Here is a 14,975-nt window from a genome sequence, read left to right on the forward strand (position 1 = left end):
GGCGCGACCGTCAGGGTCCAGCCCCGAGAGCCCCCGGACGCCCCCGGGTACCGGGCACCGCCGTTCAGCCGTCCGCACCGAGCACCAGGCCGGACGTCGGGACGCCCGTACCGGCCGTGACCAGCGACCTCGCCGCCCCCGCCACCTGGTTCACCGAGGTGCCCCGGATCTGCCGGACGGCCTCCGCGATGCCGTTCATCCCATGGAGGTACGCCTCCCCCAGCTGACCCCCATGGGTGTTCAGGGGCAGGGCGTCCGCCGCGACGAAGTCACCCGCCTCCCCCGGGCCGCAGAAGCCGAACTCCTCCAGCTGCATCAGGACGAACGGGGTGAAGTGGTCGTAGAGGATGCCCACGTCGATGTCGGCCGGGGTCAGCCCGGAACTGCGCCAGAGCTGCCGGGCGACCACGGCGGTCTCCGGCAGGCCCGTCAGCCCGTCCCGGTAGAAGCTCGTCATCTGCTCCTGCGACCGGCCCGCGCCCTGCGCCGCCGCGACGACGACGGCGGGCGGCCGGGGCAGGTCGCGGGCGCGTTCCACGCTGGTGACGACGAGGGCCTGACCGCCGTCCGTCTCCTGGCAGCAGTCGAGCAGCCGCAGCGGCTCCACGATCCAGCGGGATGCGGCGTGGTCGGCGAGTGTGATCGGCTTCCCGTGGAAGTACGCCGCCGGGTTCCGCGCCGCGTGGCGCCGGTCGACCACGGCCACGTGCCCGAAGACCTCCGGGCCGAGGCCGTACGCGTGCAGGTAGCGCTGGGCCGCCATCGCCACCCAGGAGGCCGGGGTGAGCAGCCCGTACGGCAGATTCCAGCCGAGCGCCGTGCCCTCCGCGGTGGGTTCGCGCCGCTGGACGCCGGAGCCGAAGCGGCGGCCGGAGCGTTCGTTGAAGGCCCGGTAGCAGACGACGACGTCCGCGATCCCGCTCGCCACCGCGAGGGCGGCCTGCTGCACGGTGGCGCAGGCCGCGCCGCCGCCGTAGTGGATCCGGGAGAAGAACGACAGCTCGCCGATGCCGGCCGCCTGCGCGACGGTGATCTCGGGGCTGGTGTCCATGGTGAAGGTGACGAGCCCGTCGACGTCGGCGGGGGTGAGACCGGCGTCATCGAGGGCGGCGCGGACGGCCTCGACGGCCAGCTTCAGTTCGCTGCGGCCGGAGTCCTTGGAGAACTCGGTGGCCCCGATGCCGACGATCGCCGCCTTCCCGCCGAGCGAGTCGGCTCTGCGGATGCTCATGTTCCACTACCGCTCTTCCGGGGGAGGGCCACGGTGACCGTGCCAGTGACGTGGCGGCCGATGCCGTTGTCGCCGATGACCTGGACGGTCGCTACGGCGGGTTCTCCAGCTGCTGCGTCGGTTACGTCGATTACTTCGGTTACTTCGGTGATGCGTCCGGTCAACCGCATGACGTCACCCGGGTAGTTGGGGGCTCCGAGGCGGATCGCGACCTTGCGGAGGACGGCGGTGGGGCCGAAGTGGTCGGTGATGTAGCGGCCGACGAGCCCGTTGGTGGTGAGGATGTTCATGAAGATGTCGGGGGAGCCCTTCTCCCGGGCCAGGTCCGCGTCGTGGTGCACGTCCTGGTAGTCGCGGGAGGCGATGGCCCCGGCGACGATGAGGGTCCGGGTCAGCGGGATGTCCAGGGGCGGCAGCTCGTCGCCGACACGATGGGTGTGCGTCATGACGCGTCCTCCTGACGGCCGTCACGGCCGTCCGCGAGCAACAGGCCCAGCTCCTCCAGGACTTCGCCTCCGCAGCCGAGGTACGCGTCGAGCTGGCGGCCCCAGAGGAAGTGCCGGTGGACCGGGTGGTCGAGGTCGGCGCCGGTGCCGCCGTGCAGGTGCTGGCCCGCGTGGACGACCCGCTTGCCCGCCTCCGATGCCCACCAGGCGGCGGTCAACGCCTGTGCCTCGCACGCCTGTTGTTCGTCGTGCCGCCAGGCCGCCTCGTACACGGTGACCCGGATCGCCTCGGTGTCCATGTGGGCGTCGGCGGCGCGGAGCAGGACGCCCTGGTTGGTGGAGAGCGGACGCCCGAACTGCTCACGGGTGACGGTGTGGTGGACCGCGCGGGCGAGCGAGCCGGCGCACACCCCGGCCTGGAGCCCCGCGAAAGCGGTACGGGCGGTGGCGAGGACCGCCGCGTACGCCCCCTCCGCCCCCTCCGCCCCTTGCCCGTCGCCGAGCCGCTCCCCGCGTACGCCGTCGAGAACGAGGCGCCCCGCCGCCCAGGGCGCGGTCGTCTCCACCGGCACCACGGCGACGCCCGGATCGCCGGTCCGGATCATCCATAGACCGCGCTCGGCGTCCGCCACCAGCACCTGGGTGGCGTCGCGCAGCCAGGGCACCCAGGGCACGGCCCCGCGCAGCGCACCGTCCGCGAGGTGTACGCCGCCCCGCGCCGGAAAGGCGCCCGTCGCCACCTCCGTACCGTCGCGCAGACCGGGCAGCAGACGCTCGCGCTGCTCCGCCGTACCGTGCTCGGCGACGGCGAGCAGCCCGTACACACAGGTCGCGGCGAACGGGACCTGGGCGGTGGTCCGGCCCTGTTCCTCCAGGAGCAGGACGAGGCCGAGCAGCCCGACGTCCTCGACCGCACCGGGCAGCCCCGCCGCGCACAGCTCCTTCCACAGCTCCGCGTCCGTGCCCGTACCGGCTGCCACCAGCCGCTCGTGCGTGGACAGGTCGCCGAAGATCCGCGCGGCAAGACCCTGTGCGGCGGACTGCTCCTCGCTCGGGGTGAAGTCCATCTCAACCGCCTTCGCTCGCCCGGAACACCGGCAGTTCCAGTTCGGGGTCCGTGACGAGGAACTCCAGCTGTACGGGCATGCCGACGCGGACCTTGTCGTACGGCACACCGATCACGTTGCTGACGATGCGGACGCCCTCGGCCAGTTCGACCAGCGCGACGGCGTACGGTCCGCCCTCGCCAGAGGGGCTGAAGGCGGGGAACGGCGGGTGGTGCATCACGACATGGCTGAAGACCGTGCCTTCGCCGGATGCCTCGACCGTGTCCCACTCCGCGCCTCCGCAGGCGTTGCAGCCGGGCAGCCAGGGCAGGCGCAGGGTCGCGCAGTCGGTGCAGCGCTGGATGAGGAGCCGGTGTTCGGCGACGCCGGCCCAGAAGCCGGCGTTGTCGCGGTTGATCACGGGGCGTGGGCGGAGAGGCGGGTCCTTCTTCCGCCGCGCGGGCCGGTACTTGAGGATCCGGAAGCGGTGCGTCCCGGCGGGTTCGCCGTCGGCGCGAACGTCCGTGCGGGTCGTGACGAAGTAGCCGGTGCCGAGTTTGGTCGTCTTGCGCGGGGAGACGGACTCGATGACGGTGTCGAAGGTGATCCGGTCGCCGGGACGCAGCGGCCGCAGATACTCCTGCTCGCAGTCGGTGGCGACGACGGAGGTGTAGCCGGCGCCGTCGAGCAGGTCGAACATCTCGTCGTACGCGGCCGAGCGGCCCGTGCCCTCCGTGTGCCCGGACAGCCCGCCCATCGTCCACGCCTGGAGCATGGTCGGCGGAGCGACGGCGTCCGGGCCCCGGTAGGCGGCCGAGGTGTCGCCCATCGCCTCGCACCAGTGCCGGATCATCGGCGCGTTGACCGGGTCCCTGCCCCGCCCCGCGGTGGCGGCGGCGCGGCCGGCGAAGGCGCTGAGCCGCTCGTACAGCTCGTCGTTCTCCTGCCCCTGCCCCTGCCCCTGCCCCGGTCCCGGACCCGGCCCCAGTCCCTCGTCCTCCCGCCCGCTCATCGCTTGCCCCGGGTCATCCCGAGCCGGGCGGTCGCGACGATCTCGCGCTGCACCTCGCCGACGCCACCCCCGAAGGTGTTGATCTGCGCGGCGCGGTTCATCCGCTCCAGCTCACCGCCGGGCCCGAAGCAGCCGGGAGAACCGGCCCGGAGCAGAGCAGCGTCCCCGACGGCCTCCTGGCACATCCGGTAGACCTCGACCGCGCTCTCGGTGCCCGCGAACTTCACCCCGCTGGCCTCTCCGGGGGCCGGTGCACCGGCGCCGACGGCGTCGACCAGCCGCCAGTTCAGCAGGCGCGTCGCCGCGAGCCGGGCGTACGCCTCCGCGAGCCGGGCGCGCACCCATGGTTCGTCGATCCGGCGGCGCCCGGTCAGGGGATCGGGGGTACGGGCATGGGCGAGGGCCTCCTCGTAGAAGTCCTCGGCCTGCATGCCGATGGCGGCCAGGGCGACGCGTTCGTGATTGAGCTGGCTGGTGATGAGCTTCCAGCCCTCGTTCTCGGTGCCGACGAGGTTGGTGGCGGGGACGCGTACGCCGTCGTAGTAGGTGGCCGTCGTGGTCAGCCCGCCCACGGTCCCGATCGGCGTCCAGGAGAAGCCGGGGTCGTCGGTGGGCACCAGGATGATCGAGATGCCCCGGTGCTTGGGGGCCTCGGAGTCCGTACGGCAGGCGAGCCAGATCCAGTCCGCCTGCTGGGCGTTGCTGGTGAAGATCTTCTGGCCGTCGATGACCCAGTCGTCGCCGTCCCGCACGGCACGGGTCCGCAGCGCCGCCAGGTCCGTACCGGCCTCGGGCTCGCTGTAGCCGATCGCGAAGACGAGGTCGCCGCCGAGGATGCGGGGCAGGAAGTACGCCTTCTGCTCCTCGGTCCCGTACGCCATCAGGGTCGGGCCGACGGTGTTGAGCGTGACCATGGAGACGGGGGCGCCGGCCCGGTACGCCTCGTCGAAGAAGACGAACTGCTCGTCGGGGCCCCGGCCCTGGCCGCCGTACTCCTCGGGCCAGCCGAGACCGAGCAGTCCGTCGGCGCCGATGCGGCGGAGCAGCCGCCGCTGCTCGCCGTCCTTCCGGCGGTCCGCCGCTTCGGACATCAGCGCACGGAAATACGAACGGAGTTCGGCCCGGAGCCGCTGCTGGCGTTCGGTCGGAGCGAGATGCACGGGAGGGGCCTCCAGAGCTGTGGACGCAGAGCGCCGAAGCGCTCCGGCCTGCGTTCCGGCGACCGACGACGACCCACGCTCCGACGTTTCTGACTGTCCGTCAGATGTGGGGCCCCTGTCAAGACGGCGGCAGCCCGCGCGAGGACACCGAAGTGCCGTCACGCGGGCTGCCGTTCAGTCCGCCGGAACCCACCCCCCGGGAGGTCCCGACGACCGTGTCACCTGGGGTGCATCACCAGGGCCACCACCAGGGGCATCACCAGAGGCATCACCAGAAGAAGGGCGTGAAGTTCACCGCGACACTGTGGTCCGACTGGTCGATCGGCACGAAGGCCGAGTTGCTCACCTGGGCGGACGTGTTCTGGTTCGAGGCGCCGGTGCCGACGGCCTGCTGCTGGGTCGTGGCCGAGTTGCCGGAGTTGTTGCCGCCGACACCGCTGCCGCCGACCGTCGCCACCGCCGCGTTCGATCCGTCGTTCGCGAAGGAACCGTTGTCCGCCATGGCGACCCCGCCGCAGAGCGCGATGGTCAGGGGCAGAGCGGCGACAGCGGCGAGGGCACGAGCGGTACGGATGCTTGCCATGTCATTTCCTCCAGGAAACGGAATTGCGGCTTCATATTCGGCTGGTTCCGGGGGAGTTGGCCGACCACCCCGGTGCTGTTCACAACGTCGCGAGACCAGAATTGCCCAGCACATCCCCGACGAACCCCTCATCACCTCCCGATTCCCTCTCACGCATGACGAAGAGCGGATAAACCTCCTATGCCACACGAAAGTCCAGGTCAGCGAGGCGGACCCGACGACCCCTTGGGGCGCCCGGGGAGAAGCGTTACGCCACCCGGCACTTCCCGGGCACCTCAGCCCGGCCCCACCTCGCCCCTCTTCCTTTCCTCGAACACTTGTACGAAAATGGCTGCATGGCCACCACCGACCGGCAGACCCCCGCCCTGGCCCTCGCCCACGCCCTGGCCGCCGCCGAGCGCGGCCTCCCCGTCATCCCTCTCTCCGCCACCAAGCTCCCCGCACTGCGCTCGCCGCACCGGGGCGACCGGCCGCCCGCGCACTGCCGGGGCGAATGCGGGCTGCCGGGACACGGGGTGCACGACGCCACCACCGACCCCGCGGCCGTCCGCGCCCTCTTCGCCGCCGCACCCCGGGCCACCGGCTACGGCATCGCCTGCGGACGCGCCCCGCACCACCTGATCGGCATCGACCTGGACGTGGACCCCGCGTACGGCAGCGATGCGGCGGGGGCGCTCCGGCAGCTGGCCCTCCAGCACCTGTTCACCATCCCGCCGACGGTCACGGTGCTCACCCCGAGCGGCGGCCGCCACCTCTGGCTGACCGGCCCCGCCGACGCGACGGTCCCCAACTCCGCCGGCCGCCTCGCCCCGGGCATCGACATCCGCGGCAGCGGCGGCTACCTGGTCGGCCCCGGCTCGGTCACCGCCCACGGCCGCTACCGCCTGGCCCCCGGCACCGCCCACCTCACCCCGGCCCCGTGCCCCCGCGCCCTGCTCCGCCTCCTGGCCCAGCCGCGCCGCGCGCCCGCGCCCGCGACCGCCGGGGGCGCGGGCACCACCCCGGCCCGCCGGGGCGAGGGCCTGATCCAGTTCGTGCTCGCCGCCCACGAGGGCCAGCGCAACACCCGCCTGTTCTGGGCGGCCTGCCGCGCCTACGAACACGGCTTCGGCGACGCGTTGGCGGACGCGCTCACCGCCGCCGCCGTCCGCACCGGACTGCCGGAACCCGAGGCCCGCGCCGCGATCGCCTCGGCGGCACGACTGACGTCGGGGCGGGGCGGGGAAAGGGACGGCGCGGCCTGACGGAACCGGTCCTCCGGCCGTCGCCGTCCTGCGGCTCCTTGCTGCCGCTTCCCGGCAACAGGAAGGGGCTGGTCATGCAGGAATCGCCCATGTCGTTTCCGCTCCCACAGCGGCAGAATGCGCAAAGTGACCCCGAGACCGAGCAACAACCCCAGCGCGAGGCGCCGTTCGGGAGTGCGGCCCGGCCTGATCCTGGGCACCGCATTCGCGCTGGTGGCGGCCTGGCTGCTCCTCGTCACCACGCCGGGCTCCCGCGACAGGGAGCGCGCCTTCACCGCGGCGGCCGACTGCCCCGCCCCGGTCCGCGGCGACGCCGACTGCCTGCGCACGGTCACGGCGGTGATCGACCGCACCGAGAGGGTGACGAGGAGCAAGTCACCGTCGTACTGGCTGTACATCACCGAGGCCGACGGAACGTCCACCCGCACCCGGATCGACGGCAGCCCGAGGCAGTACCCGGTCGCCCGGCCGGGAGAGGGGGTCGAGGTCACCTACTGGCAGGGGCAGATCCGGTACGTCGACTTCGCGTCCGAGCGCCGCCCCACGAACGCGGACCCGCGCGGCGCCTACCGGATACCCCTCACCCTCGGTCTGGGCCTGGGCATCTACGGGTCGGCGTTCCTGGCGGGCGCGGCCGCGATGGCCTGGACCATGCGGCGCTCGGTCAGGGCCTACTCCTGGCAGGTCGGCCTCACGATCACCGGCGGCACGTTCCTCGCCGCGTTCGGCGCGCTGGCTCCCTGGCTGACCGACGGCATCGGCGAGGCGCTGCAACTCACCGGCCTGGCCGCCGTGGTGGTGCTGGCGGTCTGCGCCCTGGCCGTACCGTTCCTGCGCCGGCGCAACCGCGGCGACGACACGATCGCGCTGAAGCCGTCCGTGCTGACCGGGGAGGTGTGCTTCCCCGGCGTGATCATGGGCGAGGTCCCGTACGCGGGCAGCGCCGGCTACCTGGCCGCGGCCCCCGGCGTCCTGGCCACGACCCCCGACCCCACCGGCGTCTTCCACCGCAAGGCCGCCCCGCGCACCCTGACCCCGCTCCGCGTCCGCCCGCCCTACCTGACGGACCCCCCGGGCCGCCCCGACTACGACGGCCGGGCGGTGGTCCTGGAATGCGAGGACAACGGCGTACCGGTCCTCGTCGTCACGCGGAGGAAGGACGCCCCCGCCGTCCTGGGCGCACTCGGGCCGGTCCCGGCGGAGTAGCCCGGAGGGCCACACCCTCCCGAACAGCCCGGCTCCCCGGCTCCACCCGGCTCCACCCGCCGAGCCTCGCCGGTGGCCCACGCTACGGCCGAGAGCCCAGGGGAAACCACGCCGGTCAGCCCCTGTCCGCCGGGCGCCACGGCGGCCTCGACGGCAGCGCCCCTCCCCGGCGGACGACGCACACGCGGACGGCCCCCGACCGAATCTCCCGGTCGGGGGCCGCACACCTGGCGGTGGGTGTGGGATTTGAACCCACGGTGACATCGCTGCCACGACGGTTTTCAAGACCGTTCCCTTAGGCCGCTCGGGCAACCCACCCCGCGTCGGCGGCCCCGTCGCTGTGCAAGCCGATGGGCCGTCAGGCCCGCGTGGGGCCCGTTCGACGCGTGGGACAGCCTAGCCGGTCAGCTGTCGCCCTCGCGCTGGCCCAGGGTGACTTCGGCCGTGGCCGTCTTGCCGTCGCGCTCGTACGTCAGGGTCACCTTCTCGCCCGGCTTGCGGGTCCAGATCTCGCCGATCAGGGTCGGGCCGCTGTCGATCACGGTGTCGTTGAACTTCGTGATCACATCGCCCGCCTTCAGGCCCGCCTTGGCCGCCGGGCCGTTCGGGGTGACGGCGGGGGTGCCGCCCGCGCCCTCGGCGGAGATGGCCGCGCCGCCCGTCTTCTCCTCCATCGTCACCGTCGCGCCGATCACCGGGTAGACCGGCTCGCCGGTCTTGATCAGCTGCTCGGCGACGTTCTTGGCCTGGTTGATCGGGATCGCGAAGCCGAGACCGATGGAGCCGGCCTGAGACTGGCCGAGGCCGCCGCCGGTCGACTGGATCGCGGAGTTGATGCCGATGACCGCGCCCGTCGCGTCCAGCAGCGGGCCGCCGGAGTTGCCCGGGTTGATCGAGGCGTCGGTCTGCAGGGCGCTCATGTAGGAGTTCTTGTTGCTCTGGCCGTCCCCGGACGCCACCGGGCGGTTCTTCGCGCTGATGATGCCCGTGGTGACCGTGTTGGACAGGCCGAAGGGCGCGCCGATCGCGATCGTCGAGTCGCCGACCGCCACGCTCTCCGAGTTGCCGAGCGGGAGGGGCGTCAGGCCCGCGGGCGGGTTCTTCAGCTTCAGTACGGCCACGTCGTAGCCCTGGGCCCGGCCGACCACCTCGGCGGCGTACTTCTTGCCGTCGGAGAAGGTCGCCGACAGCTCGCCGGACTCCGCGGCGGAGGCCACCACGTGGTTGTTGGTGAGGATGTGGCCTTCCTTGTCGTACACGAAGCCGGTGCCCGTGCCGCCCTCGCCGTCGCCGCCCTGCGCGTCGATGGTGACCACGCTGGGGAGCGCCTTCGCCGCGACTCCGGCCACCGTGCCCGCCGGGCGCTTCAGGTCCCTCGGGGTGTCCGACGCCGAGATGGTCGTCGAGCCGCCGGAGTTCCCGTTGTCATTGCGGTCCGCCGCCCAGTAGCCGAGGGCTCCGCCGATGCCGCCCGCGACGAGCGCCGCTACGGCCACGGCCGCCACCAGACCGCTGCCCCGGCCCCTGCCGCTCTTCTTGCCCGGGGACTCGGAGCCGGGCGGGACCGGAGCGCCCCAGACCGGGCCGTGACCGCTGCCGCCGCCGATACCGCCGGACGCGTGACCGGACCCGTGACCGGCGTCCCCGCCGGCGTACGACGGGACGGCGGGCGGGGGCGGCGGCCAGGAGACCGCGCCCGGGGGAAGCCCGGGCTCCGCTCCGTAACCGGGCGTCGCACCGTACGGGGAGTGCTGGGGCTGCTGCGGCGGCTGCGACGGCGTCGGGTGCGCGCCCTGGGCGTACGCGGGCGTGGCCGGAGCTCCCGGCGAGGCCGGGGAGGCCGGCGAGCCCTGGTGCGTCGGGTCGTGGCGCGGCGCATCGGCGTGCGCCGGGGCGCCCGGTGCGGTCTCCGGCGCGCCGGTGTCGTGCAGGGGAAGGCGCGCGGTGTCCTGCGCGGGGTCGTGCGTCGCCTCCTGCGCGGTGTCCCCGGCCGGGGCCGCCGCCGCCGGCGGAGTCGGGGCCTCGCCGGTCGCCGGTTCAGGAGTGTCGGCCGGCACGGGAGGTGCGGACGGAACGGACGGCACGGCCGGTACCGCGTGGTCCTCGTTGCCCTCGTTCTCGGTGCTCACAGCTCTTTACTCCTCGGTTCCACTCGGCATCCAGTCGGCGTTCGGCAAGAAATCCGCTGTGCACGTGTCTACGGTCAGCTTTTCCCACAACACGTCGGGCCACTGTAAGCAGGACCTGTGCATCCGCACACCAATCTTTACATCCGACAAAACAGACCTCCAGGGTGACATGTGCTCAGCCACCCCCGCGGCGGTGACACCATGGCCCGGGTGACCCACGCACGGCAGCGCAGCGCGCACACCTCCATCCAGGTCGTCGCCCATCGCGGGGCATCCGACGATGCCCCCGAGCACACCCTGGCCGCCTATCGCAAGGCGATCGAGGACGGTGCCGACGCCTTGGAATGCGATGTCCGGCTCACCGCCGACGGCCAGCTCGTCTGCGTCCACGACCGGCGGGTGAACCGTACGTCCAACGGGCGCGGCGCCGTGTCGGCGCTGGAGCTCGCCGACCTCGCCGCCCTCGACTTCGGCTCCTGGAAGGACCGCGAGGAGTCGCCCGACTGGGATCCGGTGCCGGGCGAGCTCACCTCCGTACTCACCCTGGAACGGCTCCTGGAGCTCTTCACCGAGGTACGGGCCACCGGGCGGCCGCTGCAGCTGGCCATCGAGACGAAGCACCCCACCCGCTGGGCCGGGCAGGTCGAGGAGCGGCTCCTGCATCTGCTGAAGCGCTTCGGGCTGGCCGATCCGCCCGCCGAAGGGCCCTCGCCCATCCGCGTCATGAGCTTCTCCGCCCGCTCCCTCCACCGCGTCCAAGCGGCCGCTCCCACGCTGCCCACGGTCTACCTGATGCAGTTCGTCTCGCCCCGGATGCGTGACGGGCGGCTGCCCGCCGGGTCCCGGATCGCCGGACCCGGCATGCGGATCGTGCGCAGCCACCCCGGATACATCGAACGGCTGCACCGTGCGGGGCACCGGGTGCACGTGTGGACCGTGAACGAACCGGCCGACGTCGAACTCTGCGCCGAACTCGGCGTCGAGGCGATCATCACCAACCGTCCGAAGCAGGTTCTGTCCCAACTGGGCCGCATTTAGTACGGATAAGGCCCCGTCAGGCCTCCGACCTCGGTCGTTACGGGGTGTGCACCGGCGCATTCGCTGCGCGTTCGATCGTTACGAGTGCGTCACCGGCAGTGCATCGGCCGGTTTCCGGTCCAGCTCAGTGGGGCATCCAACCCGTGGCGTGGGGCAAAGGAGGTCTCGGGGGTGGCGTTGGTGGTGGCACAAGAAGTGCCCGCGTCGTCGAGCATGGCCATTCCTCATGGCCCTGCCGGCGTGGGGCAGGCTCGACACCGGATGCGTGAGCAGTTGCGCGGCAACGGGGTGTCGGACGCGGTCGTCGACGACGCCGTTCTGATCCTTTCCGAACTTCTCAGCAACGCCTGCCGACACGGCAGGCCCCTGGGACGGCACACCGACGTCGGCGACGGGGACATCCGCGCCGCCTGGCGGGTGGACACCGGCGGCGCGCTCACCGTGGAGGTCACGGACGGCGGCGGCCCGACCCGCCCGGTTCCGGCCACCCCTTCGGTGACGGCACGCGGCGGCCGGGGCCTCAACATCATCAGCGCCCTGGCCCAGGAGTGGGGTGTACGGGACGACTCGTCCGGCGAGGTCACCGTCTGGGCCCTGGTCTCCTCGAAGAAGCCGCCCGGCGTCGGCGGCAACGGCAGTCGTGGCAGCAACGGCTCCCACAGCTCCAACGGCTCCGATGCGAACGGAGTCGGTGGGCTCACCGGGTTCGAGGGCCTGGACTTCTCCGAGGCCTTCGACGACGTCGGCTGAGCGCACGCACCACGTCGACTGAGCGCGCGGACGGCACGGGCCGGGCGCGCACGTGGGACGGGCGAGGCTCCCCGGGCGGCTAGGCTCGCGCCGAGTCCGCACTGTCGCAATCGGGAGAATGCCCACCATGGCCAAGAAGCGCCCTCAGTCCAAGGCCGGGAAGCAGCAGCTCAAGGACGGTGAGATCCCGGTCGTCGGGGCCCGTGAGCCCTGCCCGTGCGGATCGGGCCGCCGTTACAAGGCGTGTCACGGACGCGCCGCCGCCCATGCCGTGACCGAGCTCGTGCACCGCCCCTTCGAGGGACTCGCGGGCGAGTGCGACTGGGTCGCGCTGCGCGAGCTGGTGCCCGCCGCCACCGTCGAACTGACCCTCAAGGACGGGCTGCCCGAGGGAGTTCCGTCGGTGACGCTCGCCACGGTCCTGCCGATGGCCTGGCCGGCGCTGCGCCGCGACGACGGTTCCGTCCTGCTCGCCCTGCAGAACGACACCTCCTCCGGCGACCTCAGCCGCGACCTCGCGGACACCCTCCAGCGCGCCCTGGAGGCCGAGCCCGGCTCCCCGGTCACCGCCCGCCGCGTACCGGCCGACGGTCCGCGCCTCCAGGACCTCCTCGCCCCGGACGCCGTCTTCGAGCCGGACGTGCACTCCGGGTTCGAGTTCTGGGTGCCGGACGCGGAGAACGCCACACCGGAGGTGTCCGCATCGCTGGAGCGCGCGAACGCCGCCGCGATCCCGACGACGCTGCTGTCCGGCGTCGACGCCGCGTACTGGTGCGAGACCCCGGAGAAGAACCACCTGCGCTGGGTCATGCCGCACCCCGAGGAGAAGCTCCTCGACGCGCTCGCCCGGCTGCACGCCGCGGGCACCTCCTCGCTGGGCGACGACACCCGCCTGGTCGGCTCGTTCCGGGCGCACGGGCTCGTGGTCCCCGTCTGGGACCTGCCGAGCTCGATGGGCGCCGAGGCGTGCGAGAAGCCCGCCGTCGCGTTCGCCGAGCGACTGGCGACGGCGCTCGCGTCCGACGCCCCGCTCACCGCCGAGGAACGCCGCGCCCGGGGTGGTCTCACCAACCGCCAGGTGACCCTCAGCTGACGGTGACGACCGGGCGCCACAGGCGGTGACCCGCGTCACAACTCGCCGTACTCGCAAGTAAATCGGCGTCCCTACAGGCGAGATCGAATTTGCGAACGGCAGATCTCTTGTTACGGTTCTAGAAGCCCGGTCGCTGGTGCATCCCCCGTCGCCAGCGACCGGGCGTCCTCGTTTCCGGCTGCGGCCCGCCCTGTGACACCCCCGGGCGCGGCGACCGTACGCCCCCCTCGCCCCCCCTTTCTTTGGCTCTCCGGCCTTGGCCCTTCGGCCCGCCTCGGTCAGTCCTCGGCTCCCGGCGCCCGTTCGGATCCGGCGCGGAGCAGCAGCGGCGCCTCGTCCACCGGCCCCGCGCCCACGAACTCCGCCACCGCCGTGGCGGACCGTGGCCCACCCGAGGAGGGGACGCGCGGCGTCTCGCAGGTGCCCGGCTCGTCGTGCGCGGCCGGCGCGCAGTGCAGCTCCACGGTCCGCCCGCCCGGCCCCAGCAGCGTGAGTACGGGCCGGAGTTCCTCACCCGTCGCGTTCCGGTAATAGGTGCGCGCCCAGGTCTCGTCGCCCTCGGTCATGACGCAGGTCTGCGCCTCGACGCCCTCCGGTGCGACCAGCTCGGGGCCGCACCGCGCCGCCGCCACGTCCGTACGATCAGACTCGGGCAGGGAACCTGCCTCTTCGCTCATTCTCGATGGCGATTTCGGCACGGCCGAAGAAAAGACGTCGGCATCGGCGTCATCATCTTCGGATAGACCCTCAGAAATCTTTGGGCTACTGCTTTCTGGCGATCCGCCAGAAGATTTCCCGTCGGCGGGATCACCCGATACGGCATCCGGAGCAACGGCGGGATCCGCGGAAGCGACCAGGGGAACGAGACACCCGAACACCACGGCTGCCGTGAGACCGATCATGCGGAGATTCATGGTGGCCCCACCTGGCGACTTCGCGGAATTCCTGAGGACGGGGCGACGATATCGGCGGAATGCGCGCCGCCGGGCCGCCCGGCACCCGTTTACCGCGGATCGGGTCCGGCTCACACCCGTTCGAGTGAGCCGGACGTCCGGCTTGCCTGCCCCGAGGCGTCAGTACGTGCCTGCCCCGGGCGTCAGTAGGCGAGCCGGCTACCGCCGCCCGGAGCGCCGGTGCTCGCCTCGACCAGGGCGTCCAGGACCGCTTCGATGTCCGGGAGCCAGGGCGCCGCGACCGCGGGAGGCCCGGACGCGACAGCCCCGCCCTTCGTCCGCCCCCGGGACACGGGAGCGGAGGGGGAGGTGGCGGAGGGGGAGGTGGCGGAGGGGGAGGTGGCGGAGGGGGAGGCGGGGGTCCCGAGCGGCGCGGGGGGGCGCTCCCAGCGGACCTGGCCCGCGCCGGTCCGGGACGGTGGCAGGACGAGATAGCCGCCCTCACCGTGGAACCGGAGCGAGCTGGGCACCCAGTCCTTCGCGTACAGCAGTTCGCCGAGCCGTTCCAGGGTGTACGGGGCCACCAGCAGCGACCACCGGGTGGGCGTCGCCACGACCGGGCCGAGCCGCATGCCGAGGACGTCGAGCGCGCTCAGCGCTCTGGCGCCGGCCACGGCGGGCAGGCTCACCGCGCAGGGCGCGCGGCCGCCGGTCGCCAGCATCACGGGGGCCGTGGGGCGGCCGGCCCACCACCAGCGCACCATGCGCTCGTCCGTGGTGGCCGCCAGCAGGCCGGGTTCGAAGGGGTGTGCGCCCGGTACGGCGCAGTCGGGTTCGGGGCAGGCGCAGCCGAGGCCGCCGCTCTCGCCGTCCGGGGTGGCCCGCGCCGTCCCCACTCCGGGGACCACGGGCCATTGCCATACGGTGGCGCAGGTCAGGGCCGCGTCGAGCCGGGCGGTCCCCTCCTTGCGCCGGAGCCGGAGCCTGCGTCGCCTTCCGAGGATCTCGCGCATGAGCGCTCGTTCCTTTCCGTTGAACGCCGAGTCCACATGACAGCACGCGTGGGTGACACCACGTGCGTATCTCTTCGCTGTGCGTTCGCGCTCATCACTTCTGCGGTACGGGCGTGCCGCCGATACCGAGC

The 14,975-nt window shown here is 72.8% G+C and carries 14 protein-coding genes and 1 tRNA gene; 5 read left to right on the top strand and 10 right to left on the bottom strand.

Annotation, left to right across the window (positions count from 1 at the left end; all coding sequences use genetic code 11):
- Positions 1–64: 64 nt before the first annotated feature.
- The 6 genes from ACIQPT_RS14085 to ACIQPT_RS14110 form a co-directional block, all read right to left on the bottom strand.
- Positions 65–1,231 carry a lipid-transfer protein gene (locus ACIQPT_RS14085; RefSeq protein ID WP_401155779.1) on the bottom strand — a complete coding sequence of 389 codons (1,167 nt, stop codon included), beginning with the start codon at positions 1,229–1,231 and terminating at the stop codon, positions 65–67.
- Positions 1,228–1,677: a MaoC family dehydratase gene (locus tag ACIQPT_RS14090; protein WP_401155781.1), complete on the bottom strand. Its 450-nt coding sequence runs from the start codon at positions 1,675–1,677 to the stop codon at positions 1,228–1,230. The genes ACIQPT_RS14085 and ACIQPT_RS14090 overlap by 4 nt, the downstream gene beginning before the upstream one ends.
- The gene (locus ACIQPT_RS14095) at positions 1,674–2,744 is read right to left on the bottom strand and encodes an acyl-CoA dehydrogenase family protein (protein ID WP_401155782.1); all 1,071 of its coding nucleotides are present in this window, start codon (positions 2,742–2,744) and stop codon (positions 1,674–1,676) included. The genes ACIQPT_RS14090 and ACIQPT_RS14095 overlap by 4 nt, the downstream gene beginning before the upstream one ends.
- A 1-nt stretch (position 2,745) precedes the next feature.
- Complete coding sequence (locus ACIQPT_RS14100; protein ID WP_401155784.1) at positions 2,746–3,735, bottom strand: bifunctional MaoC family dehydratase N-terminal/OB-fold nucleic acid binding domain-containing protein; 990 nt, start codon at positions 3,733–3,735, stop codon at positions 2,746–2,748.
- Positions 3,732–4,895 carry an acyl-CoA dehydrogenase family protein gene (locus ACIQPT_RS14105; RefSeq protein WP_401155786.1) on the bottom strand — a complete coding sequence of 388 codons (1,164 nt, stop codon included), beginning with the start codon at positions 4,893–4,895 and terminating at the stop codon, positions 3,732–3,734. The genes ACIQPT_RS14100 and ACIQPT_RS14105 overlap by 4 nt, the downstream gene beginning before the upstream one ends.
- Positions 4,896–5,163: 268 nt before the next feature.
- On the bottom strand, positions 5,164–5,478 hold the full coding sequence (locus tag ACIQPT_RS14110) for a hypothetical protein (RefSeq protein WP_401155787.1): 315 nt from the start codon (positions 5,476–5,478) through the stop codon (positions 5,164–5,166).
- A 335-nt stretch (positions 5,479–5,813) separates the two neighbouring features.
- Between ACIQPT_RS14110 and ACIQPT_RS14115 the strand changes: the two genes are divergently transcribed.
- Positions 5,814–6,722, top strand: coding sequence for a bifunctional DNA primase/polymerase (locus ACIQPT_RS14115; protein WP_401155789.1), 909 nt, complete (start codon positions 5,814–5,816; stop codon positions 6,720–6,722).
- Between the two features lie 126 nt (positions 6,723–6,848).
- Positions 6,849–7,928 (top strand): hypothetical protein, encoded by a 1,080-nt coding sequence (locus ACIQPT_RS14120; RefSeq protein WP_401155791.1) that lies wholly within the window; start codon positions 6,849–6,851, stop codon positions 7,926–7,928.
- 228 nt (positions 7,929–8,156) lie between these two features.
- Here the strand turns inward: ACIQPT_RS14120 and ACIQPT_RS14125 are convergent.
- Both ACIQPT_RS14125 and ACIQPT_RS14130 read right to left on the bottom strand, forming a co-directional pair.
- Positions 8,157–8,246, bottom strand: a tRNA-Ser gene (locus tag ACIQPT_RS14125).
- Between the two features lie 86 nt (positions 8,247–8,332).
- Positions 8,333–10,057, bottom strand: coding sequence for a trypsin-like peptidase domain-containing protein (locus ACIQPT_RS14130; RefSeq protein ID WP_401155793.1), 1,725 nt, complete (start codon positions 10,055–10,057; stop codon positions 8,333–8,335).
- A 201-nt stretch (positions 10,058–10,258) separates the two neighbouring features.
- Between ACIQPT_RS14130 and ACIQPT_RS14135 the strand changes: the two genes are divergently transcribed.
- The 3 genes from ACIQPT_RS14135 to ACIQPT_RS14145 all read left to right on the top strand — a co-directional run bounded on the left by ACIQPT_RS14135 (position 10,259) and on the right by ACIQPT_RS14145 (position 12,938).
- The gene (locus ACIQPT_RS14135; protein WP_401155953.1) at positions 10,259–11,095 is read left to right on the top strand and encodes a glycerophosphodiester phosphodiesterase; all 837 of its coding nucleotides are present in this window, start codon (positions 10,259–10,261) and stop codon (positions 11,093–11,095) included.
- An 84-nt stretch (positions 11,096–11,179) separates the two neighbouring features.
- Positions 11,180–11,845 carry an ATP-binding protein gene (locus ACIQPT_RS14140; protein WP_401155795.1) on the top strand — a complete coding sequence of 222 codons (666 nt, stop codon included), beginning with the start codon at positions 11,180–11,182 and terminating at the stop codon, positions 11,843–11,845.
- 127 nt (positions 11,846–11,972) lie between these two features.
- Positions 11,973–12,938, top strand: a complete 966-nt coding sequence (locus tag ACIQPT_RS14145; RefSeq protein WP_401155796.1) for a DUF5926 family protein — start codon at positions 11,973–11,975, stop codon at positions 12,936–12,938.
- Positions 12,939–13,216: 278 nt separating this feature from the next.
- Here ACIQPT_RS14145 and ACIQPT_RS14150 read toward each other — a convergent pair whose 3' ends face one another.
- Together ACIQPT_RS14150 and ACIQPT_RS14155 are read right to left on the bottom strand one after the other, a co-directional pair.
- Positions 13,217–13,615: a hypothetical protein gene (locus ACIQPT_RS14150; protein WP_401155798.1), complete on the bottom strand. Its 399-nt coding sequence runs from the start codon at positions 13,613–13,615 to the stop codon at positions 13,217–13,219.
- A gap of 419 nt (positions 13,616–14,034) precedes the next feature.
- On the bottom strand, positions 14,035–14,844 hold the full coding sequence (locus tag ACIQPT_RS14155; RefSeq protein ID WP_401155800.1) for a bifunctional DNA primase/polymerase: 810 nt from the start codon (positions 14,842–14,844) through the stop codon (positions 14,035–14,037).
- Positions 14,845–14,975: the final 131 nt, after the last annotated feature.

This window comes from Streptomyces sp. NPDC091289, assembly GCF_044757365.1.
In the GTDB taxonomy this organism is placed as follows: domain Bacteria; phylum Actinomycetota; class Actinomycetes; order Streptomycetales; family Streptomycetaceae; genus Streptomyces.

What these genes read in the sequence shown, in the direction of transcription:
- ACIQPT_RS14085 (WP_401155779.1), bottom strand. Translation starts at nt 1,231, where the DNA reads ATGAGCATCCGCAGAGCCGACTCGCTCGGCGGGAAGGCGGCGATCGTC.
- ACIQPT_RS14090 (WP_401155781.1), bottom strand. Translation starts at nt 1,677, where the DNA reads ATGACGCACACCCATCGTGTCGGCGACGAGCTGCCGCCCCTGGACATC.
- ACIQPT_RS14095 (WP_401155782.1), bottom strand. Translation starts at nt 2,744, where the DNA reads ATGGACTTCACCCCGAGCGAGGAGCAGTCCGCCGCACAGGGTCTTGCC.
- ACIQPT_RS14100 (WP_401155784.1), bottom strand. Translation starts at nt 3,735, where the DNA reads ATGAGCGGGCGGGAGGACGAGGGACTGGGGCCGGGTCCGGGACCGGGG.
- ACIQPT_RS14110 (WP_401155787.1), bottom strand. Translation starts at nt 5,478, where the DNA reads ATGGCAAGCATCCGTACCGCTCGTGCCCTCGCCGCTGTCGCCGCTCTG.
- ACIQPT_RS14115 (WP_401155789.1), top strand. Translation starts at nt 5,814, where the DNA reads ATGGCCACCACCGACCGGCAGACCCCCGCCCTGGCCCTCGCCCACGCC.
- ACIQPT_RS14135 (WP_401155953.1), top strand. Translation starts at nt 10,259, where the DNA reads ATGGCCCGGGTGACCCACGCACGGCAGCGCAGCGCGCACACCTCCATC.
- ACIQPT_RS14145 (WP_401155796.1), top strand. Translation starts at nt 11,973, where the DNA reads ATGGCCAAGAAGCGCCCTCAGTCCAAGGCCGGGAAGCAGCAGCTCAAG.
- ACIQPT_RS14150 (WP_401155798.1), bottom strand. Translation starts at nt 13,615, where the DNA reads ATGAGCGAAGAGGCAGGTTCCCTGCCCGAGTCTGATCGTACGGACGTG.
- ACIQPT_RS14155 (WP_401155800.1), bottom strand. Translation starts at nt 14,844, where the DNA reads ATGCGCGAGATCCTCGGAAGGCGACGCAGGCTCCGGCTCCGGCGCAAG.